At 60.4% G+C, this 24079-nt stretch carries 23 protein-coding genes; 5 read left to right on the forward strand and 18 right to left on the reverse strand.

Annotated features, from left to right (window positions below; genetic code table 11):
* Positions 1 to 119: 119 nt before the first annotated feature.
* The 3 genes from CD58_RS06380 to CD58_RS06390 all read right to left on the reverse strand — a co-directional run bounded on the left by CD58_RS06380 (position 120) and on the right by CD58_RS06390 (position 3184).
* Positions 120 to 1733, reverse strand: coding sequence for an NAD(P)/FAD-dependent oxidoreductase (locus CD58_RS06380; protein WP_025212212.1), 1614 nt, complete (start codon positions 1731 to 1733; stop codon positions 120 to 122).
* Positions 1734 to 1852: 119 nt separating this feature from the next.
* The gene (locus CD58_RS06385; protein WP_025212213.1) at positions 1853 to 2524 is read right to left on the reverse strand and encodes a COG3650 family protein; all 672 of its coding nucleotides are present in this window, start codon (positions 2522 to 2524) and stop codon (positions 1853 to 1855) included.
* A 60-nt stretch (positions 2525 to 2584) separates the two neighbouring features.
* On the reverse strand, positions 2585 to 3184 hold the full coding sequence (locus CD58_RS06390; protein WP_025212214.1) for a short chain dehydrogenase: 600 nt from the start codon (positions 3182 to 3184) through the stop codon (positions 2585 to 2587).
* A 104-nt stretch (positions 3185 to 3288) separates the two neighbouring features.
* Between CD58_RS06390 and CD58_RS06395 the strand changes: the two genes are divergently transcribed.
* Positions 3289 to 4203 (forward strand): LysR family transcriptional regulator, encoded by a 915-nt coding sequence (locus CD58_RS06395; protein ID WP_025212215.1) that lies wholly within the window; start codon positions 3289 to 3291, stop codon positions 4201 to 4203.
* 121 nt (positions 4204 to 4324) lie between these two features.
* Here the strand turns inward: CD58_RS06395 and CD58_RS06400 are convergent, their stop codons facing one another.
* From CD58_RS06400 to CD58_RS06440, 9 genes are all read right to left on the reverse strand, one after another.
* A complete protein-coding gene (locus CD58_RS06400) occupies positions 4325 to 4804 on the reverse strand; it encodes a DoxX family protein (protein WP_025212216.1) in 480 nt (159 codons plus the stop codon).
* On the reverse strand, positions 4801 to 5559 hold the full coding sequence (locus tag CD58_RS06405) for a DNA-binding domain-containing protein (protein WP_025212217.1): 759 nt from the start codon (positions 5557 to 5559) through the stop codon (positions 4801 to 4803). Before CD58_RS06405 ends, CD58_RS06400 begins: the two co-directional genes overlap by 4 nt.
* Complete coding sequence (locus CD58_RS06410; RefSeq protein WP_025212218.1) at positions 5556 to 6425, reverse strand: DUF692 domain-containing protein; 870 nt, start codon at positions 6423 to 6425, stop codon at positions 5556 to 5558. Before CD58_RS06410 ends, CD58_RS06405 begins: the two co-directional genes overlap by 4 nt.
* Before the next feature lie 25 nt (positions 6426 to 6450).
* On the reverse strand, positions 6451 to 6756 hold the full coding sequence (locus tag CD58_RS06415; RefSeq protein ID WP_025212219.1) for a DUF2282 domain-containing protein: 306 nt from the start codon (positions 6754 to 6756) through the stop codon (positions 6451 to 6453).
* 276 nt (positions 6757 to 7032) lie between these two features.
* Positions 7033 to 7734 (reverse strand): ABC transporter ATP-binding protein, encoded by a 702-nt coding sequence (locus tag CD58_RS06420; protein ID WP_025212220.1) that lies wholly within the window; start codon positions 7732 to 7734, stop codon positions 7033 to 7035.
* On the reverse strand, positions 7735 to 8502 hold the full coding sequence (livG, locus tag CD58_RS06425) for a high-affinity branched-chain amino acid ABC transporter ATP-binding protein LivG (RefSeq protein WP_025212221.1): 768 nt from the start codon (positions 8500 to 8502) through the stop codon (positions 7735 to 7737).
* Positions 8499 to 9755: a high-affinity branched-chain amino acid ABC transporter permease LivM gene (locus CD58_RS06430; RefSeq protein WP_025212222.1), complete on the reverse strand. Its 1257-nt coding sequence runs from the start codon at positions 9753 to 9755 to the stop codon at positions 8499 to 8501. Before CD58_RS06430 ends, livG begins: the two co-directional genes overlap by 4 nt.
* A complete protein-coding gene (gene livH, locus CD58_RS06435; protein ID WP_014336891.1) occupies positions 9752 to 10675 on the reverse strand; it encodes a high-affinity branched-chain amino acid ABC transporter permease LivH in 924 nt (307 codons plus the stop codon). Before livH ends, CD58_RS06430 begins: the two co-directional genes overlap by 4 nt.
* A 229-nt stretch (positions 10676 to 10904) precedes the next feature.
* Entirely contained in the window at positions 10905 to 12032 is a 1128-nt protein-coding gene (locus CD58_RS06440) for a branched-chain amino acid ABC transporter substrate-binding protein (protein WP_025212223.1), read from the reverse strand.
* Between the two features lie 340 nt (positions 12033 to 12372).
* Between CD58_RS06440 and CD58_RS06445 the strand changes: the two genes are divergently transcribed.
* The gene (locus tag CD58_RS06445) at positions 12373 to 12678 is read left to right on the forward strand and encodes a DUF2288 domain-containing protein (protein ID WP_025212224.1); all 306 of its coding nucleotides are present in this window, start codon (positions 12373 to 12375) and stop codon (positions 12676 to 12678) included.
* 285 nt (positions 12679 to 12963) lie between these two features.
* Here CD58_RS06445 and CD58_RS06450 read toward each other — a convergent pair whose 3' ends face one another.
* A complete protein-coding gene (locus tag CD58_RS06450; RefSeq protein ID WP_025212225.1) occupies positions 12964 to 15141 on the reverse strand; it encodes a hypothetical protein in 2178 nt (725 codons plus the stop codon).
* Positions 15142 to 15491: 350 nt separating this feature from the next.
* On the opposite strand from CD58_RS06450, the gene CD58_RS06455 reads away from it, so the two are divergent.
* Together CD58_RS06455 and CD58_RS06460 are read left to right on the forward strand one after the other, a co-directional pair.
* Positions 15492 to 16844 carry a spinster family MFS transporter gene (locus tag CD58_RS06455; protein ID WP_025212226.1) on the forward strand — a complete coding sequence of 451 codons (1353 nt, stop codon included), beginning with the start codon at positions 15492 to 15494 and terminating at the stop codon, positions 16842 to 16844.
* Positions 16845 to 17018: 174 nt separating this feature from the next.
* Positions 17019 to 18269 (forward strand): IS256 family transposase, encoded by a 1251-nt coding sequence (locus tag CD58_RS06460; RefSeq protein WP_025211138.1) that lies wholly within the window; start codon positions 17019 to 17021, stop codon positions 18267 to 18269.
* A gap of 150 nt (positions 18270 to 18419) precedes the next feature.
* Here CD58_RS06460 and CD58_RS06465 read toward each other — a convergent pair whose 3' ends face one another.
* Together CD58_RS06465 and pobA are read right to left on the reverse strand one after the other, a co-directional pair.
* Positions 18420 to 19955, reverse strand: a complete 1536-nt coding sequence (locus CD58_RS06465) for an MDR family MFS transporter (RefSeq protein ID WP_419178822.1) — start codon at positions 19953 to 19955, stop codon at positions 18420 to 18422.
* A gap of 51 nt (positions 19956 to 20006) precedes the next feature.
* A complete protein-coding gene (pobA, locus tag CD58_RS06470) occupies positions 20007 to 21197 on the reverse strand; it encodes a 4-hydroxybenzoate 3-monooxygenase (protein ID WP_025212228.1) in 1191 nt (396 codons plus the stop codon).
* 175 nt (positions 21198 to 21372) lie between these two features.
* Between pobA and CD58_RS06475 the strand changes: the two genes are divergently transcribed.
* Positions 21373 to 22266, forward strand: a complete 894-nt coding sequence (locus tag CD58_RS06475; RefSeq protein WP_025212229.1) for a helix-turn-helix domain-containing protein — start codon at positions 21373 to 21375, stop codon at positions 22264 to 22266.
* A gap of 7 nt (positions 22267 to 22273) precedes the next feature.
* Here CD58_RS06475 and CD58_RS31190 read toward each other — a convergent pair whose 3' ends face one another.
* From CD58_RS31190 to arcC, 3 genes are all read right to left on the reverse strand, one after another.
* Positions 22274 to 22450, reverse strand: a complete 177-nt coding sequence (locus CD58_RS31190) for a hypothetical protein (protein WP_185045826.1) — start codon at positions 22448 to 22450, stop codon at positions 22274 to 22276.
* Between the two features lie 232 nt (positions 22451 to 22682).
* Positions 22683 to 23042 (reverse strand): DUF5064 family protein, encoded by a 360-nt coding sequence (locus tag CD58_RS06485; RefSeq protein WP_025212230.1) that lies wholly within the window; start codon positions 23040 to 23042, stop codon positions 22683 to 22685.
* Positions 23043 to 23106: 64 nt separating this feature from the next.
* A complete protein-coding gene (gene arcC / locus CD58_RS06490; protein WP_025212231.1) occupies positions 23107 to 24036 on the reverse strand; it encodes a carbamate kinase in 930 nt (309 codons plus the stop codon).
* Positions 24037 to 24079 lie beyond the last annotated feature (43 nt).

Genomic DNA, 24079 nt, shown 5'->3' on the forward strand with positions numbered 1-24079 from the left:
TCCAGACACTGAAATCCCTGTGGGAGCGAGCTTGCTCGCGATAGCGGTGGGTCAGTCAACGTCAGTGTTGAATGTTAAGCCGCCATCGCGAGCAAGCTCGCTCCCACAGAAGATTGGTATCAGGCCTCGAGGCCGAGGATATCCCGTGCCACAGCCTCGGCAATCCGGATCCCGTCCACGCCCGCCGACAGGATTCCGCCCGCGTAACCGGCGCCTTCGCCCGCCGGGAAAAGCCCCTTCACGTTCAGGCTTTGCAGTGTTTCGTCGCGGGTAATGCGCAGTGGTGACGAGGTGCGGGTCTCGATACCGGTCAGCACGGCGTCGTGCAGCGAATAGCCGCGAATCTGTTTTTCGAACGCGGGCAAGGCTTCGCGGATGGCTTCGATGGCAAAGTCCGGCAGGGCCAAGGCCAGGTCGCCCAGCGAGACGCCTGGCTTGTAGGACGGTTCGACGCTGCCCAGTGCCGTTGACGGTTTGCCGGCAATGAAATCGCCCACCAACTGCGCCGGGGCTTCGTAGTTGCTGCCGCCGAGGACGAAGGCATGAGACTCCAGGCGTTCCTGCAGCTCGATACCCGCCAGTGGGCCGCCCGGATAATCCACTTCCGGGGTAATACCGACGACGATGCCGGAGTTGGCGTTGCGCTCGTTGCGTGAATACTGGCTCATGCCATTGGTCACGACGCGGTTCGGCTCGGAAGTCGCCGCCACCACGGTGCCGCCTGGGCACATGCAGAAGCTGTACACCGAGCGACCGTTCTTGGCGTGGTGCACCAGTTTGTAGTCTGCGGCCCCCAGTTTCGGGTGGCCGGCGTACTTGCCCAGGCGCGCGCTGTCGATCAGCGATTGCGGGTGTTCGATACGGAAACCCACCGAAAACGGCTTGGCTTCCATGTACACGCCGCGGCTGTGGAGCATGCGGAAAGTGTCCCGGGCGCTGTGGCCCAGGGCCAGGATCACATGCCTTGAATGAATCCGTTCGCCGCTGGCCAGCTCGACGCCGACCAGTTGGCCGTCCTCGATCAGCACATCGGTGACCCGCTCCTGGAAGCGCACTTCACCGCCCAGGGCGCGAATCTGCTCACGCATGTTTTCCACCACGCCTGTCAGACGGAACGTACCGATGTGTGGCTTGCTGACGTAGAGGATTTCTTCCGGCGCCCCGGCTTTGACGAACTCGTGCAGGACCTTGCGGCCCAGGAACTTCGGATCCTTGATCTGGCTATAGAGCTTGCCATCGGAAAACGTTCCCGCGCCGCCCTCGCCGAATTGCACGTTGGACTCGGGATTGAGCACGCTTTTGCGCCACAGGCCCCAAGTGTCCTTGGTGCGCTGGCGCACTTCCGGGCCGCGCTCGAGAACGATTGGCTTGAAGCCCATTTGCGCCAGCAGCATGGCGGCGAAGATCCCGCACGGGCCGAAACCGACCACGATCGGCCGTTCGTTCAGGTCGGCCGGGGCCTGGCCCACCACTTTGTAGCTGACATCCGGCGCTTCGTTGACGTTGCGGTCATCGGCGAACTTGCGCAGCAGGCTGGCTTCATCGCGCACCATCAGGTCGATGGTGTAGATGAAACACAGTTCGGAGGATTTTTTGCGCGCGTCATAGCTGCGTTTGAACAAGGTGAAGTCGAGCAGGTCATCGCTGGCGATGCCCAGGCGCTGCACGATGGCAGGGCGCAGGTCTTCTTCGGGATGGTCGATCGGCAGCTTGAGTTCGGTGATTCGTAACATGGCGGGATCCGGTTCGCGGGGCGCACAACTGCGCCAAGGCGTTTGAAGCCGGCGATTATAAGCCGAATTCCCGGTTCCCCTATAACGGCGTTCACTTAAACCTGCCTGACGCCACGGAATCAGTCGTCGCGCGCACCACCGAAGTAACCGCAGCCGCGCTGGACCTGGCCGTTGACCCGCAGTTCGGCGCTCATGTGCTGAACGCTGCCGGTGACGCTGTCGATGCAGCGTTGGGGAGTGACCCAGAGCTCGACTTTCTGGCCATTGGCCTCGGTGCTGAGATTGAAGCGGCCATCGCCCAGTTGCTCCTCCATGAAAGGCACAGCCAGCGGCGGTTGGCCCTCACGTTCGAGCACCAGGCCCTTGCCGCTGGCCTTGAGGTTCCACTCAGGACCATGGCCGGCGGCGCGCAGAATCAATAACTTGAAATTCCCGTCATCGCAAGCGGTGCCCGAGCGCTCCAGGCGATACAGCTGTTCCAGGTCCAGTTGGCTGTCGGTACCGGCGGCTGTGCTGGAGACGATACGACCACGCACATCGGCAAATAGCTTGCCCCGGTCATCGGCCAGGCTGGCGGCTTGTTGCAGCACGCTGGTGCCACCGCTGTCGTTGACGATGTAGCGGCGCTGTTCCTGGCACGGCTGGAACACCAGCTTGCCATCGGCCGCAGTGAGTTCGCCCTGCATGCGCGTCTGACCGGCGTGGGAGGCGCTCTGACGGGCGTCGAGCAATTGGCAGCCGGCGAAGAGCGGCAGGAGGGCGACAAACAGCAGGGAGCGGGCGGCACGCATCATTGGGTCTCCAGACAAGTGCCGCCACGTTATCAGACTGATCCTGCATCACAAGGGGTGTTAGCCCACGTGAAAGATCTGACCGGTTTGTAGGCCTTCGACGCTCTTGGCGTAGGCCAATGCCACATCCACTGCGGGTACGGGTTTGAAGCCGCGGAAATAAGGCGCGTATTTGTCCATGGCTTCCAGCAGCACGTTCGGGCTCACCGAGTTGACCCGCATGCCCCGTGGCAACTCGATTGCCGCGGCGCGCACAAAACTGTCCAGGGCCCCGTTGACCAAGGCCGCCGAAGCACCGCTCTTGATCGGGTCGTGGCTGAGCACGCCCGTGGTGAAGGTGAAGGACGCACCGTCGTTGGCAAATTCGCGACCAATCAGCAGCAGGTTGACCTGGCCCATCAGCTTGTCTTTCAGACCGAGGGCGAAGCTTTCTTCGGTCATGTCGCCCAGGGGCGCAAAGGTGACATTGCCCGCTGCGCAAACCAGCGCATCGAAGCGCCCGGTTTTTTCGAACAGGGCGCGGATCGAGGCACTGTCGCTGATATCCACGTGCAGTTCACCGCTCTGGCGGCCAATCCGAATAATTTCGTGGCGCGGCGACAGTTCGTTATCAATGGCCGAACCGATGGTGCCGTTGGCGCCGATCAACAGGATTTTCATGGTGGTTCCTCAGTGGGTTGAACGAGTTTGTAGTCTAGAGAGGTTCTTTCCATTGATAATCGCGCTAATAGGCAACCTTTGGTTTTCATTTGGAAACAATCGCCATGAGCGAGATGGATGATCTGGCGGCATTTGCCGTCTTGATGGAGGCCGGCAGCTTCACCCTGGCGGCCCAGCAGTTAGGGTGCAGCAAGGGGCAGCTGTCCAAGCGCATCAGCCTGTTGGAGAGCCGCTTTTGCGTGGTGTTGCTGCAACGCACCACGCGGCGCTTGAGCCTCACGGCCGCCGGCGCGGCGTTGTTGCCCCAGGCCCAGGCGTTGCTGGTGCAGGTGGAAAGGGCGCGTCAGGCATTGGCTCGGTTGAAGGACGATATTTCCGGGCCGGTACGTATGACAGTTCCGGTTTCGTTGGGCGAAACCTTCTTTGAAGGTTTGCTGCTGGAGTTCGCTGGCACGTACCCCGACGTGCAAATCGAGCTGGAGCTCAACAACGGCTACCGCGACCTGACCCGCGACGGCTTCGATCTGGCGATCCGTTCCGACGCCGCTATCGATGAGCGATTGGTGGCCCGGCCGCTGTTGGCGTGGCATGAAATGACCTGCGCCAGCCCGGCCTATCTCGAAGGCTATGGCGAACCTGAAAACCCCAAGGCCCTGGCGGAACACCGTTGCCTTCTCAACAGCCACTACAGCGGTCGCGAAGAATGGCTGTATCACCAGCAACACGAACTGTTGCGCGTGCGGGTGTCGGGGCCGTTCGCCAGTAATCATTACAGCCTGTTGAAAAAAGCCGCCCTGGCTGGTGCCGGCATCGCCCGGTTGCCGTCGTACCTGCTGCATGAAGAATTGGCTGACGGACGCCTGCGCTGGTTGCTGCGCGATTACCAGACCCGTCGCATGCCGATGTACCTGGTGCACCCGTATCAAGGTGGGTTGCCCAAGCGCACTCAGGTGTTGGCCGATTACTTGATCGATTGGTTCAAGCGCAGCGGCGAGGCGTTGGATCGCTTGCAACGATAGCCCGGCCATTGCCGCCTTATGTGGGAGCGAGCTTGCTCGCGAAGGCGGTGGTACATCCGGTATTTGTGCAAGCTGACCCGCCGCAATCGCGAGCAAGCTCGCTCCCACAGGGGATCTGTGTTCAGTCGTGGGCGTAGCGCTTGGCGATCAGGTGATCGATCGACAACACCCCCGGCCCGCGAGCCATCAAGTAGAGCAACACCGCCATCCAGGTGCCATGGGTCGGGTAAGCGTCCGGGTAGACAAACAGCTGAATGGTCAACGTCATCCCCAGCAAGGCCATCGCCGAAAAGCGTGTCGCCAGGCCAAACAGAAGCAGCACCGGGAACACATGCTCGGCAGAGGCCGCCAGGTGCGCGGCCAATTCTGGTGAGAGTAGCGGCAAGGCATATTCGCTTTTGAACAGGGGAATGGTGGAGTCCGCCAGCCGCGGCAGGCCGATCTGGAAGGTGCCATCGAACAGGTCGATGGCCAGGCCTTCGATTTTGGTCTGGCCCGATTTCCAGAACACCGCGGCAATGGAGAATCGCGCAATGAAGGCGATCAGGCTGTGGGGAATCTTCTCCAGCCATTGAATGAAACCAGCGATCAGGGCGTTCATTGGGTTACCTGTTCAAGTAGGAGGTCAGTGATGGCTTGGTGGCGGATGAGCCCCGCCAGGATGTGTTCCAAGTCGGGGTCGGTGCTGCGCTCGATGGCCGCCGTCAGGGGCAGGCCCTGCTGCAGGGCGGTGATGAAGGCATGGGCACCGTCACTGATCGCGAACACTTCCACGTCGAGGCCATTGCGCAGTACCAAGGCGTTTTGCGCGGGGAATGGCTCGAACGGCACGACTGGCGTTTGCTGATGGGCGGCCCAGATCGCGACCACGGCGAAGGGGGATTGCAGCAGGCGCAGCGAGGGGTGAAAAACAATCTTCAAATGTGCTGCAAGCGCAGGGGACGACAGCGCCTCCACGACTCGTTCCTGGCTCATGGGCTGGGCGTCGGCTGCATGCCCGGCTTCGACGTACAGCCGTTCCAGGCGGGCCACGTCCGCCAGGTAAGGTACGCTGGCGGCGGGTTCGAAACGTTCGATGAAGTCGGCAAAATCGGCGCCGTAGTCGCTCATGATCGGGCTGTGTGGCGCCGCCGATTGGACGTAGACGCCGGCCATTCCCCGGAAGAATTCCTCGCCCACCAGTTTTACCCCTACCGGATAATTGTCGGCCAGGGCGTTGATCAACGAGCTGAGTACGTTGTTGCGGTACACCGCGAAGCGGCGCTCAGGATTGGCGCCATTGGCACTGATCAGGCCCGGCGGACAGGCCAGGCGCGGGTCGAGCAGGGCCGCGGTAAATTCGCTCTGGCGGCTCATGGCCGGGCTCCAGCCGCGCCTAACAGTCGCTCGGCCTGGCGTGCTTCGGCCAGTAGCACCTCCAATGCAGGGATGTGATTGTCCCGCTCGATCAGGGTGGCTACCGGCCCGGTCCGCTCCAGAGCCTTGCGGTACAGCTGCCAGACTTCGTTGTCGATGGGGGCGCCGTGGTCGTCTATCAGCAAGCGCTCGCCGAGGCTGTCAGTGTCTTCGGCAAACCCGGCCAGATGAATCTCGCCGGTAGCGTGCAGGGGCAAGGCGTCGAGGTAGGCCTGTGGATCGCGGCCGTGGTTGATGGCAGAGACGTAGACGTTGTTCACATCCAATAGCAGACCGCAGCCGGTGCGACGAATCACTTCGCCAATGAAGTGAGGCTCGTCGAGGGTCGATTCCTCGAACGCCAGGTAGGTCGCCGGGTTTTCCAGCAACAGCGTACGTTTGAGCCTGGACTGCACTTGATCGATATGTTCGCAGACGCGCTTGAGGGTTGCGTCGTCGTAGGCCAGGGGTAACAGGTCATTGAGGAACACCGGGCCATGGCTGGACCAGGCCAGGTGTTCGGAAAAGGACTGGGGCTGATAGCGTTCGATCAGGGTGGACAGCCGCTGCAAATGCGCAACATCCAGCGGCCCCTCTCCACCGATCGACAGGCCGACGCCGTGCAGTGACAACGGATAACATTCGCGTATCCGCCCCAGGAAGTGATGAAACGGCCCGCCGGCCACCATGTAGTTTTCCGCGTGCACCTCGAAGAAACCCAGGTCCGGTCGGGTCTGGAGCACGTCATGAAAATGCTCGCTCTTGAGTCCCAACCCTGCCCTTGGCGGCAGCCGGGTATCCGTGGCGAGGGAAGGGACATTCGACATGGTGGCAGGCCTCAGGCAGAGGTGATCAGGACTTGGCTTTGAACGCTTGGAGTTGGCCGAAACCGGTGGGGGAGGTCTTGCTCTCAAGGGTGGTGCAAGTGCCTTTAGGGACCGATTTCCATGCGTTGCCCTGATAGTCCATCTTTGCGGTACCTGCGCAGGTGGTGCCGGCACCGGCAGCGCAGTTGTTCATGCCTTTGAGGGCGACGCCGAAGCATTTTTCCATGTTGTCGTCGGCGGCATGGACAGTCGAGGCGGCAGTCATGCTCAGGGCGGAACCCAGGGCCAGGACCAGGGCGGTGGCGGATAGGGTGCGGGTCGAAGCAGTCATGGTGATTCTCCAGTTCTTCAGGGAAATGAACCGGCGTTAGCGCCGGTCTGCTGAACTAGAGAAGGGAGGTGGGGAAGTGTTACAGCGGACTCTCGATTTTTTTACGCACTGCAAAACCCGTGGCGAGGGAGCTTGCCCCCGCTCGGTTGCGCAGCAACCGCAAAATCTTGGGGCCGCTGCGCAGCCCAGCGGGAGCAAGCTCCCTCGCCACAGGGGATTGCGGGCGGTCCGGGCAAAAAAAACGGCCCGAAGGCCGTTTCTTTTACTGCGACAGACTCAACCGCCCAGGTACGCCTCGCGCACTTTCGGATCGGTCAGCAGCGCCTCGCCGGTGCCTTGCATCACCACCCGACCGTTCTCCAACACGTACGCCCGGTCGGCGATTTTCAGCGCCTGGTTGGCGTTCTGCTCCACCAGGAACACCGTCACGCCATCCTTGCGCAGTTGTTCGATGATGTCGAAGATCTGCTGGATGATGATCGGTGCCAGGCCCAGGGAAGGCTCGTCGAGCAGCAGCAGCTTGGGCTTGCTCATCAGCGCGCGGCCGATGGCAAGCATTTGCTGTTCGCCGCCGGACATGGTGCCGCCGCGTTGGTTGAAGCGTTCTTTCAGGCGTGGGAAAAGGTGCAGCACCTTGTCCATCTGTTCCTGATAGTCGCCCTTGTCGGTGAAGAAACCGCCCATGGCGAGGTTTTCTTCCACGGTCAGCCGGGCAAAGACCCGACGGCCTTCCGGCACCACCGCAATGCTCTTGCGCATGATCTGCGACGAGTCCTGACCCACCAGTTCCTCACCCATGTAGCGGATGCTGCCGCTGTGGGCCTGGGGCGAACCGCAGAGCGTCATCAGCAGGGTGGATTTACCGGCGCCGTTGGCTCCGATCAGCGTCACGATCTCGCCCTGGCGGACTTCGACGTTGACGCTGTGCAGGGCCTGGATCTTGCCGTAGAAGGTGGAAACGTTTTCGAACTGCAGCATTTACGCTTCCCCCAGGTAGGCTTTGATCACTTCAGGATTGTCGCGGATCTGTTCCGGCGAGCCATCGGCCAGGGGCGTGCCCTGGTTGATCACGACGATGTGGTCGGAAATGCTCATGACCAGCTTCATGTCGTGCTCGATCAGCAGCACGGTGACGTTGTGCTCCTCACGCAGCACGCCGATCAGCGCCTTGAGGTCTTCGGTTTCCTTCGGGTTCAGGCCGGCCGCCGGTTCGTCGAGCATGAGGATCCGCGGACGGGTCATCATGCAGCGGGCGATTTCCAGGCGCCGTTGCTGACCGTAGGCCAGGGTCCCGGCGGTACGGTTGGCGAACTCCTTGAGGTTGACCTTTTCCAGCCAGTACTCGGCGTACTCCATGGCCTCGCGTTCGCTCTTGCGGAACGCCGGGGTCTTGAACAGGCCGGCAAAGAAGTTGGTGTTCAGGTGACGATGCTGGGCGATCAACAAATTCTCGACCGCCGTCATGTCCTTGAACAGCCGTACGTTCTGGAAGGTGCGCACCACGCCTTTGCGGGCGATGTGGTGGCCGGGCAGGCCCTGGATCGGCTCGCCGTCCAGCAGGATGGTACCGCCGGTGGGCTGGTAGAAACCCGTCAGGCAGTTGAACACGGTGGTCTTGCCCGCACCGTTCGGCCCGATCAGTGCCACCACCTGTTTCTCTTTCACGGTCAGGGCCACGCCGTTGACCGCCAGCAAACCGCCGAAGCGCATGCTCAAATTTTCGACTTTCAGGATCTCGCGGCTCATTTGCGCAGCTCCATGTGCGGGCGTTGCATAGGCAGCAGACCTTGAGGACGCCAGATCATCATCAGCACCATCAAGGCGCCGAACATCAACATGCGGTATTCGCTGAATTCACGCATCATTTCCGGCAGCAGGATCATCACGATGGCGGCCAGGATCACCCCCAATTGCGAGCCCATCCCGCCCAGCACCACGATGGCGAGGATGATCGCCGACTCGATGAAGGTGAAGGATTCCGGCGTCACCAGGCCCTGACGGGCGGCGAAGAAGCTGCCGGCAAAACCGGCGAACGCGGCACCGAGGGTGAAGGCCGACAGCTTGATCACGGTCGGATTGAGACCCAGCGCACGGCAGGCGATTTCATCTTCACGCAACGCTTCCCACGCACGGCCAATCGGCATGCGCAGCAGGCGGTTGATGACGAACAGCGCGGCCAGGGCCAGCAACAGCGCAACCAGGTAGAGGAAAATCACCTTGTTGATCGAGCTGTATTCCAGGCCGAAGTACTCGTGGAAGGTCTGCAGGCCTTCGGCGGCGGTTCTGTCGAAGGTCAGTCCGAAAAACGTTGGCTTCGGGATGTTGCTGATGCCGTTCGGGCCGCCGGTGATGTCGGTCAGGTTGCGCAGGAACAGCCGGATGATCTCGCCGAAGCCCAGGGTCACGATTGCCAGGTAGTCGCCGCGCAAACGCAGCACCGGGAAGCCCAGCAGGAAACCGAAGGTGGCGGCCATCATCCCGGCGATTGGCAGGCAGATCCAGAAGCTCAGGCCGAAGTAGTGGGACAGCAGCGCGTAGCTGTAGGCCCCGACGGCGTAGAAACCCACGTAGCCCAAGTCCAGCAGGCCGGCCAGGCCGACCACGATGTTCAGGCCCAGGCCCAGCATCACGTAGATCAGGATCAGCGTGGCGATGTCCACCGCACCACGGGAGCCGAAGAACGGCCAGACCAGTGCGCCAACGATCAGAGCCAGCACGATCCAGCGCTGGGTGGTCGGCAGGGTCAGGAAGTTGCTGGCCTTGGCCGGGATCACCGGCAGGCCGGGGGACGACTTCCATACCGCGCTGATCTGCGTGCTGAACAGCACGCGCAGGAACATCAAGACCGAACACACGGCGATGGTCGCCAGGATGGCCGGGCTGGTGCCATGCACTTCCAGGTTGATACCGACGATGGTCAGTTTAAGACCGAGTACCGGGTAGGCCACGGCCCAGACCAGCAGGGCGCTGAAGAGCGCCGATTTGAGATGCCTAGTCATACTTTTTCAACCTCCGGGCGGCCCAGGATGCCGGTCGGCCGGAATAACAGAACCAGAACCAACAAGCCGAACGCGACGACGTCCTTGTACTGGTCGCCGAATATGTCGGCGCCAAAGGCTTCCGCCACGCCCAGCACCAGCCCGCCGAGCATCGCTCCGGGGATGCTGCCGATACCGCCCAGTACGGCGGCGGTGAAGGCCTTTAGGCCCACGAGGAAGCCAGCGTTAGGGTTGATTACGCCGTATTGCATGCTCAACAGCACCGCAGCGATGGCCGCCAGGGCCGCACCGATGACAAAGGTCAGGGCGATGATGTTGTTGGTGTTGATGCCCAGCAGGTTGGCCATCTTGATGTCTTCGGCACAGGCGCGGCAGGCGCGGCCCAGGCGGGAGCGAGAGATGAACAGCGTCAGGCCGAGCATGGCGACCAGGGTCACCACGAACACCACGATTTGCATGTAGGAAATCAGCACTTCATGTGCGCCACCTGGCCCGATGGCAAAGTTGCCCGGAATCAGGTTGGGGATGGATTTGTCCTTGGAGTCTTGCGAAAGCAGAACCGTGTTCTGCAGGAAGATCGACATACCAATGGCGGAAATCAGTGGAATCAGACGGTTGCTGCCGCGCAAGGGGCGGTAGGCGATCCGTTCGATGCTGTAGCCATACGAACTGGTGACCACGATGCTCGCGATGAAAGCTGCGGTCATCAACAGCGGGACACTGTCGAGTCCCATCATGGCCAGCCCGGCGATGGCGATGAACGCCACGTAGGAGCCGATCATGTACACCTCGCCGTGGGCGAAGTTGATCATTCCAATGATGCCGTAGACCATCGTATAGCCGATGGCGATCAGGGCATACGTGCTGCCAACGGTCAGGCCGTTAACCAGCTGCTGGAAGAAGTGATAGATGTCAGGCATTACAGCGCTCCTAAAAACCTGATACGCATTTCACTGGTGGAGTCATTTTCCCGCCCGGCCCCGTGGATCTGCATCCACTTCGAGCACGAGGTTTGCCAGCGAACCGCTGATGACGGTTTTGAGATTTTCAGGTGGGGAGACTGGCGGATCACGCCAGCGCGGCCCAATACATTTAAAACAAAGCCCACGGCACGCCGTGGGCTTTATTGGCAGTCAGTAAGGCCAGGCCTTACTGAGGCGAAGCTTCGGTTTTAGGTTTGCCGAAATGCCACTCGTAAACCACGAACTTGAAGTCTTTCAGGTCGCCGTTCTTGTCGAAGCTCAAGTCACCGGTAGGGGTCTTGAAGGTGCCGGCGTGGATGGCTTCAGCCACTTTGCCTGCGTCTTCGCTCTTGGCAGCCTTGATGGCGTCAGCGATCACGGTCACTGCGGAGTAGGACGGGAACACGAACGGACCGCTTGGGTCTTCCTTCTTGGCTTTGAATGCGTCAGCCAGGGCGATGTTGGCTGGATCCTGGTCGAAGGATTTCGGCAGGGTCACCAGCAGGCCTTCGGAGGACTCCTTGGCGATCTGCGAAATCGAGTCGTTACCCACGCCTTCCGGACCCATGAACTTGGCTTTCAGGCCTTTTTCCTGGGATTGACGCAGGATCAGGCCCAGCTCTGGGTGGTAGCCGCCGTAGTAGACGAAGTCGACGTTGGCTTGCTTGAGCTTGGCGATCATCGAGGAGAAGTCTTTGTCGCCGGCGTTTACGCCTTCGAACACAGCAACCTTGACGCCTTTGCCTTCGAGGGTTTTCTTCACAGCGCTGGCAATGCCTTCACCGTACTGCTGCTTGTCGTGCAGGACCGCAACGATTTTCGGCTTGACGTGGTCGGCGATGTAGTTGCCGGCCGCAGGGCCTTGGGCGCTGTCCAGGCCGATGGTGCGGAAGATCATCTTGTAGCCGCGAGCGGTGATGTCCGGGCTGGTAGCGGCCGGGGTGATCATGATCACGCCTTCGTCTTCATAGATGTCCGAAGCCGGCTGGGTGGAGCTGGAGCACAGGTGGCCAACCACGAACTTGATGCCGTCGTTGACGACTTTGTTCGCGACCGCGACCGCTTGTTTTGGATCACAGGCGTCATCGTACTCAACGGCTTCAAGTTTCTTGCCGTCGACGCCACCCTTGGCGTTGATCTGTTCGATGGCCATCTTGGCGCCACTGAACTGCATGTCGCCGTACTGGGCTACAGGGCCGGTTTTTGGGCCGGCGATGCCGATCTTGATGGTGTCGGCGGCAAACGAATGGCTGGCAACCCCGGCCAGAACCATAGCGGCAAACAGTTTGGAAATCTGCTTAGTAGCCTTAGTCATAGTGCTCCACTCATGCTGTTGTAGTTTTTATAGTCCTGGCGCCGTAGCAGCAGAACCGGGTCAGATATCTTGGATATCCCCGCGGAAAATGCCCCCGGCAACTGTACCGGTACAGTGTAGAGCGCCGATTGTTGGCAAGGGAAGCTGGCGCTTGGGGGCAAAACCTGAGGGTGTCGCTTAATTGAAAGAAAAAGACAGAATGGCGGCGGGGTTTGTCCGGACATATCGGCAATCCTTGGCTTTCCTGCGCTTTTCAATCGGTGCTGCAAATTGCTACCGGGTTTTTCTGCCAGACCACCGACGTTATCATTCGCGCCGATTTCTTTTCCGGACAGGTCCCATGAATCAAGAACCTAGCACCCTCTATGCCAAACTGCTTGGTGAAACCGCACCTATTACTTGGAAAGAGCTGGAGCCGTTCTTCGCCAAGGGTGCCCTATTGTGGGTCGATCCGGCACTGGATTTGATCGCCGCTGCCGAGGCCGTTGCCCAGGACGAAGGTACCAAAGTCGCCGCCTGGCTGGCCGCCGAGCAGGTCGCCAAGCTGTCTGAAACGCGGGCGCTGGATTTTCTGGAGCGTGATCCGCAGCTTTGGGCAGTGGTGGTTTCACCCTGGATTTTGATCCAGGAAAGAGCGTCGAACTGATCGATGCACCAACTTGGGTCGTGTTTTTTGTCGCGGGAAAGTGTGTAGGTGAGTAGCGTGATGGCAGCCTGCCGTGGCGAAACGCCACAAGGTAGGGTGACGTATACGTAACGGGAACAGTTTATGGAGCAGCCTTTGGGCTGCTCAATTGTTTCTGGATGTTGTTTCTTTGGCTCTTTAAGGCCGCCATCGCGAGCAAGCTCGCTCCCACATGGCGTTGTGAATACTGTCCAATGTAGGAGCGAGCTTGCTCGCAAAAGGGGCGACGCGGTGTTGCGCCGGGCCTCAGTAAGTCTTGCCCGTATGGTTGTTCAGGGAAATAACCTTGGTCTTGCCAATGCGGTGACGGTAAATCTCGCGCAGGTACTTGATGGCCTTCTTCACGCAGTCGCGGGACAGGCGGATGTCGTTGATCGAGACGAACTTGTCCTTGTCGCTGATCAGCTCGCGGTATTTCTTCTCGTACATCGGTTTGATCGCGTACCAATTGGTGTCGAGGATTTTCGCCGGGTTTTCGAATTCGTTGAGCAACTCGTCGATCCGTTCTTCGTCGAAGTCTTCATTGATGATGAAGTCCAGGATCGAGTTGTCCAGGGTGTCGTCGAAACGGTACGGGTTACGGGCGAAGCAGCGTTTGATAAAGGCCACGATCAGGGTCAGGAAGTCATCCGACAGGCACGGGCTCTTGGCGATCAGGGTGGTCAGCGACAAGTTGGCCGAGGCGCCGATCACCAGCGCGTAACGCTTGAGCGTGGTGTTGGGGAACAGGCTGTTGAGGTGGGTCTTGAGCCGGTTCAGGTCCATGTAGGACAGCTTGTAGTCCTTGGGCAACGAGACGATGGACACCACCGACGAGCAGTTCTTGAAGAAGTGCAGGTCATGCAACGCCGCGGCGTCGTAGCCGGAGTTCTTGTACTGCTCAAGCGAGGCGCGGTAGCGCTTGGATTCGATCGGCAGCAGGCTGATACCTTCGATGGCCTGGGTGACTTTATTGAAGTGCGGCAGGTCGATGGAGCGGAAGAACAGGTCGTCGATGTTCAGGCGTGGCGGCTCTTTCTCGAACACCTTGAACTTGTCGCCGCTGGGCGCCGGCGTTTCCGGGACGACGGATTCGGCGTAGGCAATCGCCACCGGGCCGGCCAGGCTCATGAACAGGTCGTTGGCGTCCAGGCGAATGGTTTCGCCGATGTCGATGCCGGCACGCCGGAAATAGTTCTGGTCGTAGTCGGTGGTCACGGCCTGGGCCGTCAGGATGTTGAAGATCTGCTGGGAGATGTACTGGTTGGCGTGCTTTTCCATGGCATTGACATCAATGTTCTGGATGTTGCCGTCATCGCTCTCTTCGGCGTAGCGCATGATGTCGTTGGAGATCAGCATCATCGCGTTCCACGGACGGATACGGCCCATGACGCTGGCTTCGCTGCTGTCTTCATTGGCGAAGTTGTACGAGAAATCCCATTCTTCCGACAGGTACTTGCACAGCAGGCGTCCGGCGTTGATGTGCAGGGCTTCGGACATTTCGCTGCGGTGGTCGGAAATGTTCGGCAGCACGCAGATGCCACTGGTGAAGATCGGTTCGAAGACGAAGGAATGACCGCTCTTGCTGTCGTGTTCGTCCATCGGCTTGGTGTCGAACGTCTTGTTCATGTACGAATACTGCTGGGCCAGGCCGAACTCCGAGGCCATGCCCGAACCCGTACCGCCGCCGGCACTGAAGATCGAGAAGTACAGGCGCGACTGGTTGGCCTTGATGCCGCAGCTGTCGATCAGGTACGAGTGGATCATTTTCCAGTCGGGGCTGGAGAAACGCTGGGTGTCCTTGTTCAGGATGATCTTGGCCAGGTACTGGCCCAGGATCGGTGCGTTGCCGGCGCCACCGGCATGGACTTCCGACAGGTCCATGATTTTCATTTTGCTGTAGTCGCGCAAGAAGCCGCTTTTCTCGCCCTTGCGTGAGAAGCGGATGCGCCCCGCGATGTCTTTGTCCAAGTCACCGAGCATCACCAGCGGTTCCACCAGGAACACCGGTTTGCTGGCCTTGCTGGTGCCCAGGCGCAGGTTGTTGCGGATCCACTGCGCAGGGCTGTAGCCCTTGTCGCTGTAGCCCTTGTCTTCAGCATTGAATTCGTTGAGGTAGAACTTGCGGGCGTTGTACACCAGCTCCGCCACGTCCAGGGCGATGTTGGAACCGCAACGTCCCAAGCCGATCAGGCACACCGACGGGAACTCCTGCTGGTCGCGCTCGCTGTTGTCATCCACCAGATGCGGCGGGCGTGGGAACACGGTGTCGCGCAGGCCGTCGAGGTTGTCGAGGATACGGTCGGTGTTGGTTTCGGTGAAATACAGATACTGCTGGGTCGACAGAGGGCGCGGGGGGCTCGACGGCTTCGAGACTTCCGGGCCGTTGGCGGCCGGGCTCAAGGTCAGATCGGATACCGCAGTGGCTGTTTTTTTTGAGGTCATTGTGCGCCATGTGCCTGAACTGGTGGCTCGACGAATGCAGTCATCGAACCATCGCGGATGGGAGCTCGCGTCCTTGGATGGCGCGAAGGTCGGCCCGAGCGTTCAGGGCTATAGCCTGAGCGCCGCTCGGGAGATTCTTTCCTGATAGGTTGGATCGGCCACCGGAAGACGATCTTTAATCAAGAATGGGCGAAATGATGGCAATTGTTACAGGAAATTGACCGTTATCAAAAAACGCGCCGCTTGCCATGGGTGGGTATCAGCCTTGCGAATGATTGGAGACAGCCTGCGCGCCGCTGTCTAGATTGCAGATTCCGCTAATGCTCCATAACAATAAAAGAGACGGACCCATGCAGAACTCGACCCAAGCGGCGAATGCCTGGCGCATTCTGTTCCTGCTGTTTCTGGCCAATCTGTTCAACTTCTTCGACCGCACCATTCCGGCAATCATCATTGAGCCGATCCGTATGGAATGGAGCCTCAGCGACTTCCAGATCGGCATCATCGGCACCGCCTTCACCATCGTCTACGCCATTGCCGGGTTGCCGCTGGGGCGCATGGCCGATACCGGTTCGCGCAGCAAATTGATGGGTTGGGGCCTGGCGACCTGGAGCGCGCTGACGGCGGTCAACGGCCTGGTGGGCAGTTTCTGGGCGTTCCTGGTGGTGCGCATGGGCGTTGGCATCGGTGAAGCCAGTTACGCGCCGGCGGCCAACTCGCTGATTGGCGATCTGTTCCCGGCCCATCGCCGGGCGCGGGCCATGGGCATCTTTATGTTGGGCCTGCCAATTGGCTTGCTGTTGGCCTTCTTCACCATCGGGGCGATGGTCAAGGCTTTCGACAGCTGGCGTGCGCCGTTCTTTATCGCAGCCGTGCCGGGGTTGGTGCTGGCCTTGTTCATGTTCTTCATCAAGGAACCCAAGCGCGGCGCGGCGGAAACCGTGCAGGTGTCCCAGGAAAAGGTCGACCGGCCGATCCGTCGGGTGCTGGCGATTCCTACATTCCTGTGGTTGGTGCTGGCGGGGCTGTGCTTCAACTTCGCCACCTATGCCTGCAATTCATTCCTGGTGCCGATGCTGCAACGTTACTTCCTGATGCCGCTGCACGAGGCCGCGGTGGCCACCGGGATCATGGTGGGCGTGACCGGGTTGTTCGGCTTGACCCTTGGCGGTTGGGTCGCCGATAAGATTCATCAGCGGGTGCCCAATGGTCGGCTGCTGTTCGCGGCGTTCAGCCTGGCCATTTCGACGGTCACCACGGCGTGGGCACTGCATGCCGGGCGAATTGAAATCGGCGTGTTCGTGGCGGTGTTCAGTGTGGGGTGGTTGTTTGCCTATAACTTTTACACCTGCGTCTACACCGCGATCCAGGACGTGGTGGAACCACGCCTGCGGGCCACGGCGATGGCATTGTACTTTGCCGGTTTGTATTTGCTCGGCGGTGGCCTGGGTCCGGTGGTGGTCGGTGGCCTGTCCGATTATTTCGCTCGCACGGCCATGGCGGCTGCGGGTGTCGATCAAATGACCGAAGCGTTCAAGGCCATCGGCTTGCATGATGCGATGTACCTGATACCGGTCGGGCTGCTCTTGACCATGCTGTTTTTGTTTCTGGCGTCGCGCTGTTTTGTGCGCGATGCCAAGCGGATGAAGGAGGGGATGAGTGTGGTGGGGGAGCCGGGAGTGGTGGTGGCGGCGACGGCTTAGTAGGGCCAGGCACGGGCTCTGTGGCGAGGGGATTTATCCCCGCTGGGCTGCGCAGCAGCCCTAAAGCCAATGTCGCGGTGTGTCAGATCGATTGAGTGCTTTTTGGGGGCTGCTTCGCAGCCGGGGGTGTCAGAAATTTTGTGTTCGGGCATAACATGAGTAAGAGGTGCATGTATGCCAACCAAGAAGAAACCCGCGTTGCGAGAGCTGCCGAAAATCCCGAAAGAGCTGCTTGAGCAATTTACCGATGGACCGATGACCGCTGAAGCCATTGAGGATGCCTCTGCGGCGTTCAAGAAGGCTTTGATCGAGCGAGCCTTGAGTGCTGAGCTTGGCCACCACCTGGGCTATCCGCCGGGCGCGCAGCGCCCAGAGGATGAAACCAACCAGCGCAATGGCAAAAGCGGCAAGACGGTTCTAACCGGTGATGGTCCGCTCCGACTGGATATTCCTCGCGACCGGGACGGCAGTTTTTCTCCCATCCTGATCCCCAAACACGAGCGGCGTTACACTGGGTTCGACGACAAGATCATCGCCATGTATGCCCGCGGAATGACTGTTAGAGAGATCCGTGCGTTTCTTTCCGAGCAGTACGGTACGGACGTTTCTCCCGACTTCATTAGCTCTGTAACCGACGAAGTCATGGCAGAGATCGGTGCCTGGCAACAGCGGCCTTTGGAGCCGATGTATCCGGTTATTTTCTTCGATGCTCTGCGGGTCAAAATCCGCGAAGAGGGGCTGGTTCGCAACAAGGCAATCTACCTGGCCTTGGGTGTTTTGCCTGACGGAACACGCGATATTCTCGGCATTTGGATCGAAACGACCGAGGGCGCCAAATTCTGGATGAAGGTGTTCAACGACCTCAAGACACGCGGCGTCGAAGACGTGTTGATTGCTGTGACCGATGGCCTTAAAGGCATGCCGGAAGCTCTCAGCGCTGTATTTCCGGACACGACACTGCAAACATGCATTGTTCATCTGATCCGCAACAGTCTTGATTACGCGGCTTGGGATAAGCGCCGCGAACTGGCCAAGGCGCTCAAACCGATCTATCAGGCAGTCACCGCCGAAGCGGCCGAGCAAGCGCTGGATGCGTTTGAAAGCGGGCCATGGGGCAAGCAGTATCCGACGGTAGTGGCTGCTTGGCGCCGCGCTTGGGATCGTGTGATTCCTTTTTTCGTTTTCCCGCCGGCGATCCGAAAAGTGATCTACACGACCAACGCCATTGAGAGCATCAACGCTCAACTGCGCAAGATCATCAAGACCCGAGGCCACTTCCCGACCGACGATGCGGCGACCAAGCTGATCTGGCTTGGGCTGCGCAATATCACAGCAAACTGGGGTTCAGCGGCCCATGACTGGAAAAGTGCGATGAATCAATTCGCGATTCTGTACGGAGATCGATTTATCAGACCGACCTGGTAAAAGCATGGCCTGCCTAACGGCAGGCCGTTACCGGCCCGCACACAAAATATCTGACAGTCCCTCGCAGCCCAACGGGGATAAATCCCCTCGCCACAGGATTGTGGTTGTCTCAGGTTTTGTGTTTTATCGCAGATCTTGTGTGCGTTCTGGCTACCGAACCTTTTCATCCCGCCCCCGCAACACCCGATTGGGCATCGCCACCGCCGCCGCCAACCCCAGCAACGACACCGCCGCGCTAATCAACAGCAAATGCCGGAACGTCGCCTGCAACGCCTGGCGCAAGGTGCTCTGCGCCTCGCCCGGAGCAGCGTTGAGACCGTCCAGCAACACATTGCCGGAATGTCCTTCGCCAACCAGCGACGCGCCGGAAAGCTGGGCAAAGCTTGAATCCTGTAGCAAGGCCAGCAACAACGCCGACATCAGCGACACGCCCACCGCGCCGCCAAGGGCGCGGAACAGGTTGGTGGTGCTGGTGGCGACGCCGATGTCCGCTTGTTCCACGGAGTTCTGCGAGCCCACCAATGAGGTTGGAAACTGCATGCCCGAGGCGATGCCACTGAGCAGCATGAACACACCGCTCAACCAGAGCGCGTCGGGCGCAGTGACGGCCATGCCGAGGATGGCAAACGGAAAGAGCAGCGCGCCGCTCAGGATCATCGGTTTGTAGCGCCCCGTGACCGAAGTCCTCCGCCCGGCGAAATACGCGCCGATCGGCAGCCCCATTACCAGCGGCAACAAGTGCAACGCCGCGCTGTCGGCGCCCGCGCCGGTCACGCTCTGAAAGCGCAGCGGCACCAGCACGGTCAGGGAAATCGCCTGGAAACTGGTGAAGAACACCGTGCACCAACACAACACCGCGTTGCGGTTGACGAACAGGTGCATCGGCAGCAACGGCTCCCGGGCCCGGCGCTCATGCCAGACAAACACCCCCAACGCCACCACCGCGCAACCCAACAGCCCCAGCACTTCGCGGCTGTGCCAGGCATGGCCCTGGCCGATCTCGGTGATGCCCAGCAGCAGGGCGGTCAAGCCAATGATCAGCAACACAGTGCCCAGGTAATCGATGATCGGCGTGCGTTGCGGCAGTGGCAGCCCGACCAGGGTGCGTCGGGCCACCCACCAGGCCGCCAGGCCCAGCGGCAGGTTGATCCAGAACACCCAGCGCCACGACAGGTATTCGGTCATGTAGCCGCCCAGCACCGGCCCCGCCACGCTGGCCACCGCGTACATACTGCTGAAATAGCCCTGGTAGCGGCCACGTTCGCGGGGCGGCACGATGTCGCCGATGATCGCCTGGCTCACGGAAATCATCCCGCCGGCGCCGATGCCCTGGAGAATCCGCGCCAGTACCAGTTGCTCCATGTTTTGCGCCAGGCCACAAAACAGCGAGGCCAGGGTGAACAGGCCCATGCCGAACAGCATCAGCGGCCGGCGACCGTAGAGGTCGCCGAGCTTGCCGTAGATCGGTACGGCCACGGTCATGGCGACCATGTAGCCGGAAATCACCCAGGCCAGCAGGCTGACGTCCTTGAATTGTGCGGAGATGGCCGGCATCGACACGGCGACGATGGTCTGGTCCAACGCACCGAGGAAAATCGCCAGCATCAGGGCCACCAGCACGCTGCGTATGGCTGGCGTCGGGGCTTGGAGGGTATTGAGCTGTGTCACGGCAGAACCTGCGGGCATCACGCCAATGAGGCGAATGGGACGGAGCCCGCAGTTTAAGTCGGTAGGCGGCTATTCGATAGCCTCGTAAGGAAGTCCGACGTAATTCTCTGCGATGGTTTTTCGACCGGCCTCGGAGTCGACGAAATATTCCAGCTCCGCTTCGCTGATGCGCTGGTTGAAGGCGTCGTCGTCGAAGCGGTGCAACATCGAGGTCATCCACCAGGAGAAACGCTCGGCTTTCCAGACCCGCCGCAGGCAGATGGCGGAATATTTTTCCAGCAAATCCACCCGGCCGTCGCGATAGACCTTGAGCAGGATGTTGAACAACGTGCTGACATCGCTGGCGGCCAGGTTCAGCCCTTTGGCACCGGTGGGCGGGACGATGTGGGCCGCGTCGCCCACCAGGAACATCCGCCCGTACTGCATGGGCTCGACCACGAAGCTGCGCAACGGCGCGATGCTTTTCTCGATGGATGGGCCGGTCACCAGCGCTTCGGCCAGATCAGCGGGCAGGCGGGTCTTCAGTTCAGTCCAGAAGCGCTCGTCCGGCCAGTCGGCCACTTGTTCCTCGGCGGGCACTTGCAGGTAATAACGGGTGCGGGTCTTGGAGCGCATGCTGCACAGGGCAAAACCGCGTTCGTGACGGGCGTAGACCAGTTCCTCGTGAACCGGTGGGGTGTCGGCCAACACGCCAAGCCAGCCAAACGGGTAGACCCGCTCGAAGACTTTCAGTTTTTCCGCAGGAATCGACTGGCGCGCCACGCCATGGAAACCGTCACAACCGGCAATATAGTCGCAGTCCAGGCGCCAGGTTTCCCCGTGATGCTCGAAGGTCACGCAGGGGTGGTCGGTTTGCATGTCGTGGGGCTGGGCGTTATCGACCTGGTACAGCGTGCGGGCGCCGGCGGCTTCACGGGCGGCCATCAAGTCACGGGTGACTTCGGTCTGGCCATAGACCATCACGCCTTTGCCACCGGTCAGCCCCTTGAGGTCGATGTGCACCCGGCGATCATTGAGCGCCAACTCAAAACCGTCGTGGGGCAGGCCCTCGGCGTCCATGCGTTGGCCCACGCCGGCCTGACGCAGCAGTTCGACCATGCCTTGCTCCAACACACCGGCACGGATGCGGCCCAGTACATAGTCGGGGGTCTGGCGTTCGAGGATGACGGTGTCGATGCCGGCGTTGTGCAGCAACTGGCCGAGCAGCAGGCCAGAGGGGCCGGCGCCGATAATGGCGACTTGGGTCTTGAGGGTTTTCATTGTTCTTATGACTCGCACGAAGCACGCGACCAAAGTCGGTGGTGATTGTTATGGACCGAGTGCTTGCATTTTTCGCTTGCTGGCCTGTCAATTGAAGGGGAAAACTGAGCCGATACCTGTACTTTCTGCCAATCGGTGCGATTATCGCCCGCAACCCCTGGCCCGGATCCACGTTATGAAAAAACCTGACCTGCCTTCGATCCCGGTGTTCAAGCTCTACGGCGAAAGCCAGGACTGGCCGACCCCGGATTTGCTGCATTGCGAAACCATTTCCAAGCGCAGTCGCGAGCACCAGTGGGAAATCAAACCCCATCGGCATGCTGATCTTTGCCAATTGCTGTTTGTCTTCAAGGGCCAGGCAGAACTGGAAATCGAGGGGCAGCGCACACAACTCGGTGAGCCGGCGGTGCAGATCCTGCCGCCGCTGTCGGTCCATGGCTTTCGTTTTTCCGAGGATGTGGAAGGTTACGTGGTGACCCTGGCGGCACCGCTGGTGACGCACCTGCAATCGCAGCTGGGCCATTCGGTCAATATCCTGGCCCAGGCCGAAAGCTACCCGGCCGGTGAAAACGCCGCCTACCTCAACAGCCTGTTCAGTGCCTTGCAGGCCGAATACGTCGGCCATCAGCCGGCGCGGGAGATGCTGATGCATGCCCTGGTCAGCGTGATCATGGTCTGGGTCAGCCGCCAGGTGATGCAGCGGCGCACCTCTACCCAGCGTCCACAGCGGGCCCGGGAATACCTCAACGGGTTCATTCAGTTGGTGGAAGAAACCTATCGCCAGCACGTCAAGGTCGAAGACTTGGCCCATCGCCTGGGGATTTCCGTGTCGCACCTCAACGGCACCTGCCGGGAACTGGCGGGGCAACCGGCGTTGCAGATCATGCATGAGCGCCAGTTGTTGGAAGCCAAGCGGCTGCTGACCTACACCGGCCTGACGATTTACGAGATTTCCGAGATGCTCGGATTCTCTGACCCGACCAACTTCACCCGACTGTTCCGTCGGCGTGTGGGAATCTCGCCCAAAGCCTTCCGCGACCGGCTCAAGACCGATCAACAGGACGACTGAGTACGCCTCAGCGCAACGCGTTCAGGGTCGCGCTGTGGGGGATGCACCGTTCGAAGTTGCAACTGGCGTATTCACGAGGCAGTTGCCGGGTCTGCTCGACCCGATAGGCCGCAGTGCCATACAGCGCCAGCGTGGCGGTGCAGGTGACAAAGATGGCGAGGCGTCTTTTTGTTTTGATGTTCATGGCGGTGACCTCTGAACGAATACCCTGGGGTACTGCTTTCAGCATAGGTCAGCCGTGGCGGGTTGCCAGCCTGGTAAGCGTTGCATTTAACCCGACATTCAGAATGCTGATATCCCCTGTGGGAGCGGGCTTGCTCGCGAAAGCGGTGTGTCAGTCACCATCAATGTTGACTGTTGCTCCGTTTTCGCGAGCAAGCCCGCTCCCACAGGGATAGAGGTGTTTTTCGGGCCGGTTATGCCAGGTGTTCTGGCTTCATCGGATCACCCGGCTTCACATCCAGTTGCTGGCGCACGTCTTCGAACATTTCGTCGTAGTACTTGTGCATCGAGCCGATGCTGGCGCTTTTGGGCAGGCCGTATTTCTGGGCGATGCGCGTGGCATGGCGGGCGAAGTCGAAGGCCTGGTCCTTGGCCAGGAAAAAGGTCTCGTCCAGGCTTGTGTCCTCGACCGTGCCATGCACCCGGAACGACATGCCGGCGCCTTCCTTGGGGTCCTGTGCAACCTCGTAGTCGATGCACAGGTTGTAGCTGAAATCTTCCTTGTTCAGCGCGTGGCGTTCCATGTGCAGGTGACCGGGTTCGAACATGGCCATAAACGACTCTCCTTCGAATGCATGGGAGTAAGGCAGACCCTGGATCTGCCATGCAAGTTTCCTGTTACCGATAAACGATGCCTGGTGTCGCCGTGCTGATGCGGGTGCCGGCCTTGCCTTGGACGATGGCGTCGATCTCCGAGAGTGATCCGATCACCGCGACCTTGCCAGTGTTGCGGGCGAATTCGCAGGCGGCCTGCACCTTCGGTCCCATGGAGCCGGCGGCGAAACCGAGCCGCTCCAGTTCGTCGGGGTGGGCCTGGGCGATGGCTTTCTGGGTCGGTTTGCCAAAGTCGATGAACGCTGCGTTGACGTCGGTGGCGATCACCAGCAGATCGCTTTCCAGTTGTTCGGCCAGCAACGCCGAGCACAGGTCCTTGTCGATCACCGCTTCCACCCCTTGCAGCTTGCCGTTGGCGTCGTACATCGTCGGAATGCCGCCACCGCCGGCGCAGATCACGATGCTGCCTTTTTCCAGCAGCCACTTGATCGGACGGATTTCAAAGATGCGCTTGGGCCGCGGGCTGGCGACCACTCGGCGGAACTTGTCGCCGTCCGGGGCGATGGCCCAGCCTTTCTCGGCGGCGAGTTTTTCTGCGTCGGCTTTGCTGTAGACCGGGCCGATGGGTTTGGTGGGGTTTTGGAACGCCGGGTCGTTGCCATCCACTTCGACCTGGGTCAGCAGCGTGGCGAACGGTACTTCGAAGTCCAGCAGGTTGCCCAGTTCTTGCTCGATGATGTAGCCGATCATGCCTTCGGTTTCGGCGCCGAGCACGTCCAGCGGATATGGCGTGACCGAGGTGTAAGCCGCCGCTTGCAACGACAGCAGGCCAACCTGTGGGCCGTTGCCGTGGGCGATGACCAGCTCATTGCCAGGGTGGATTTTCGCGATCTGCTCGGTCGCGGTGCGGATGTTGCTGCGTTGGTTGTCTGCGGTCATGGGTTCACCCCGACGCAGGAGGGCGTTACCGCCCAGGGCAACGACGATGCGCATAGTGCTGTCCTCTGACAGAGAAATATGGACCACTCGGTCCCTT

Origin of the sequence: Pseudomonas brassicacearum (assembly GCF_000585995.1) — a bacterium.
GTDB lineage: Bacteria > Pseudomonadota > Gammaproteobacteria > Pseudomonadales > Pseudomonadaceae > Aquipseudomonas > Aquipseudomonas brassicacearum_A.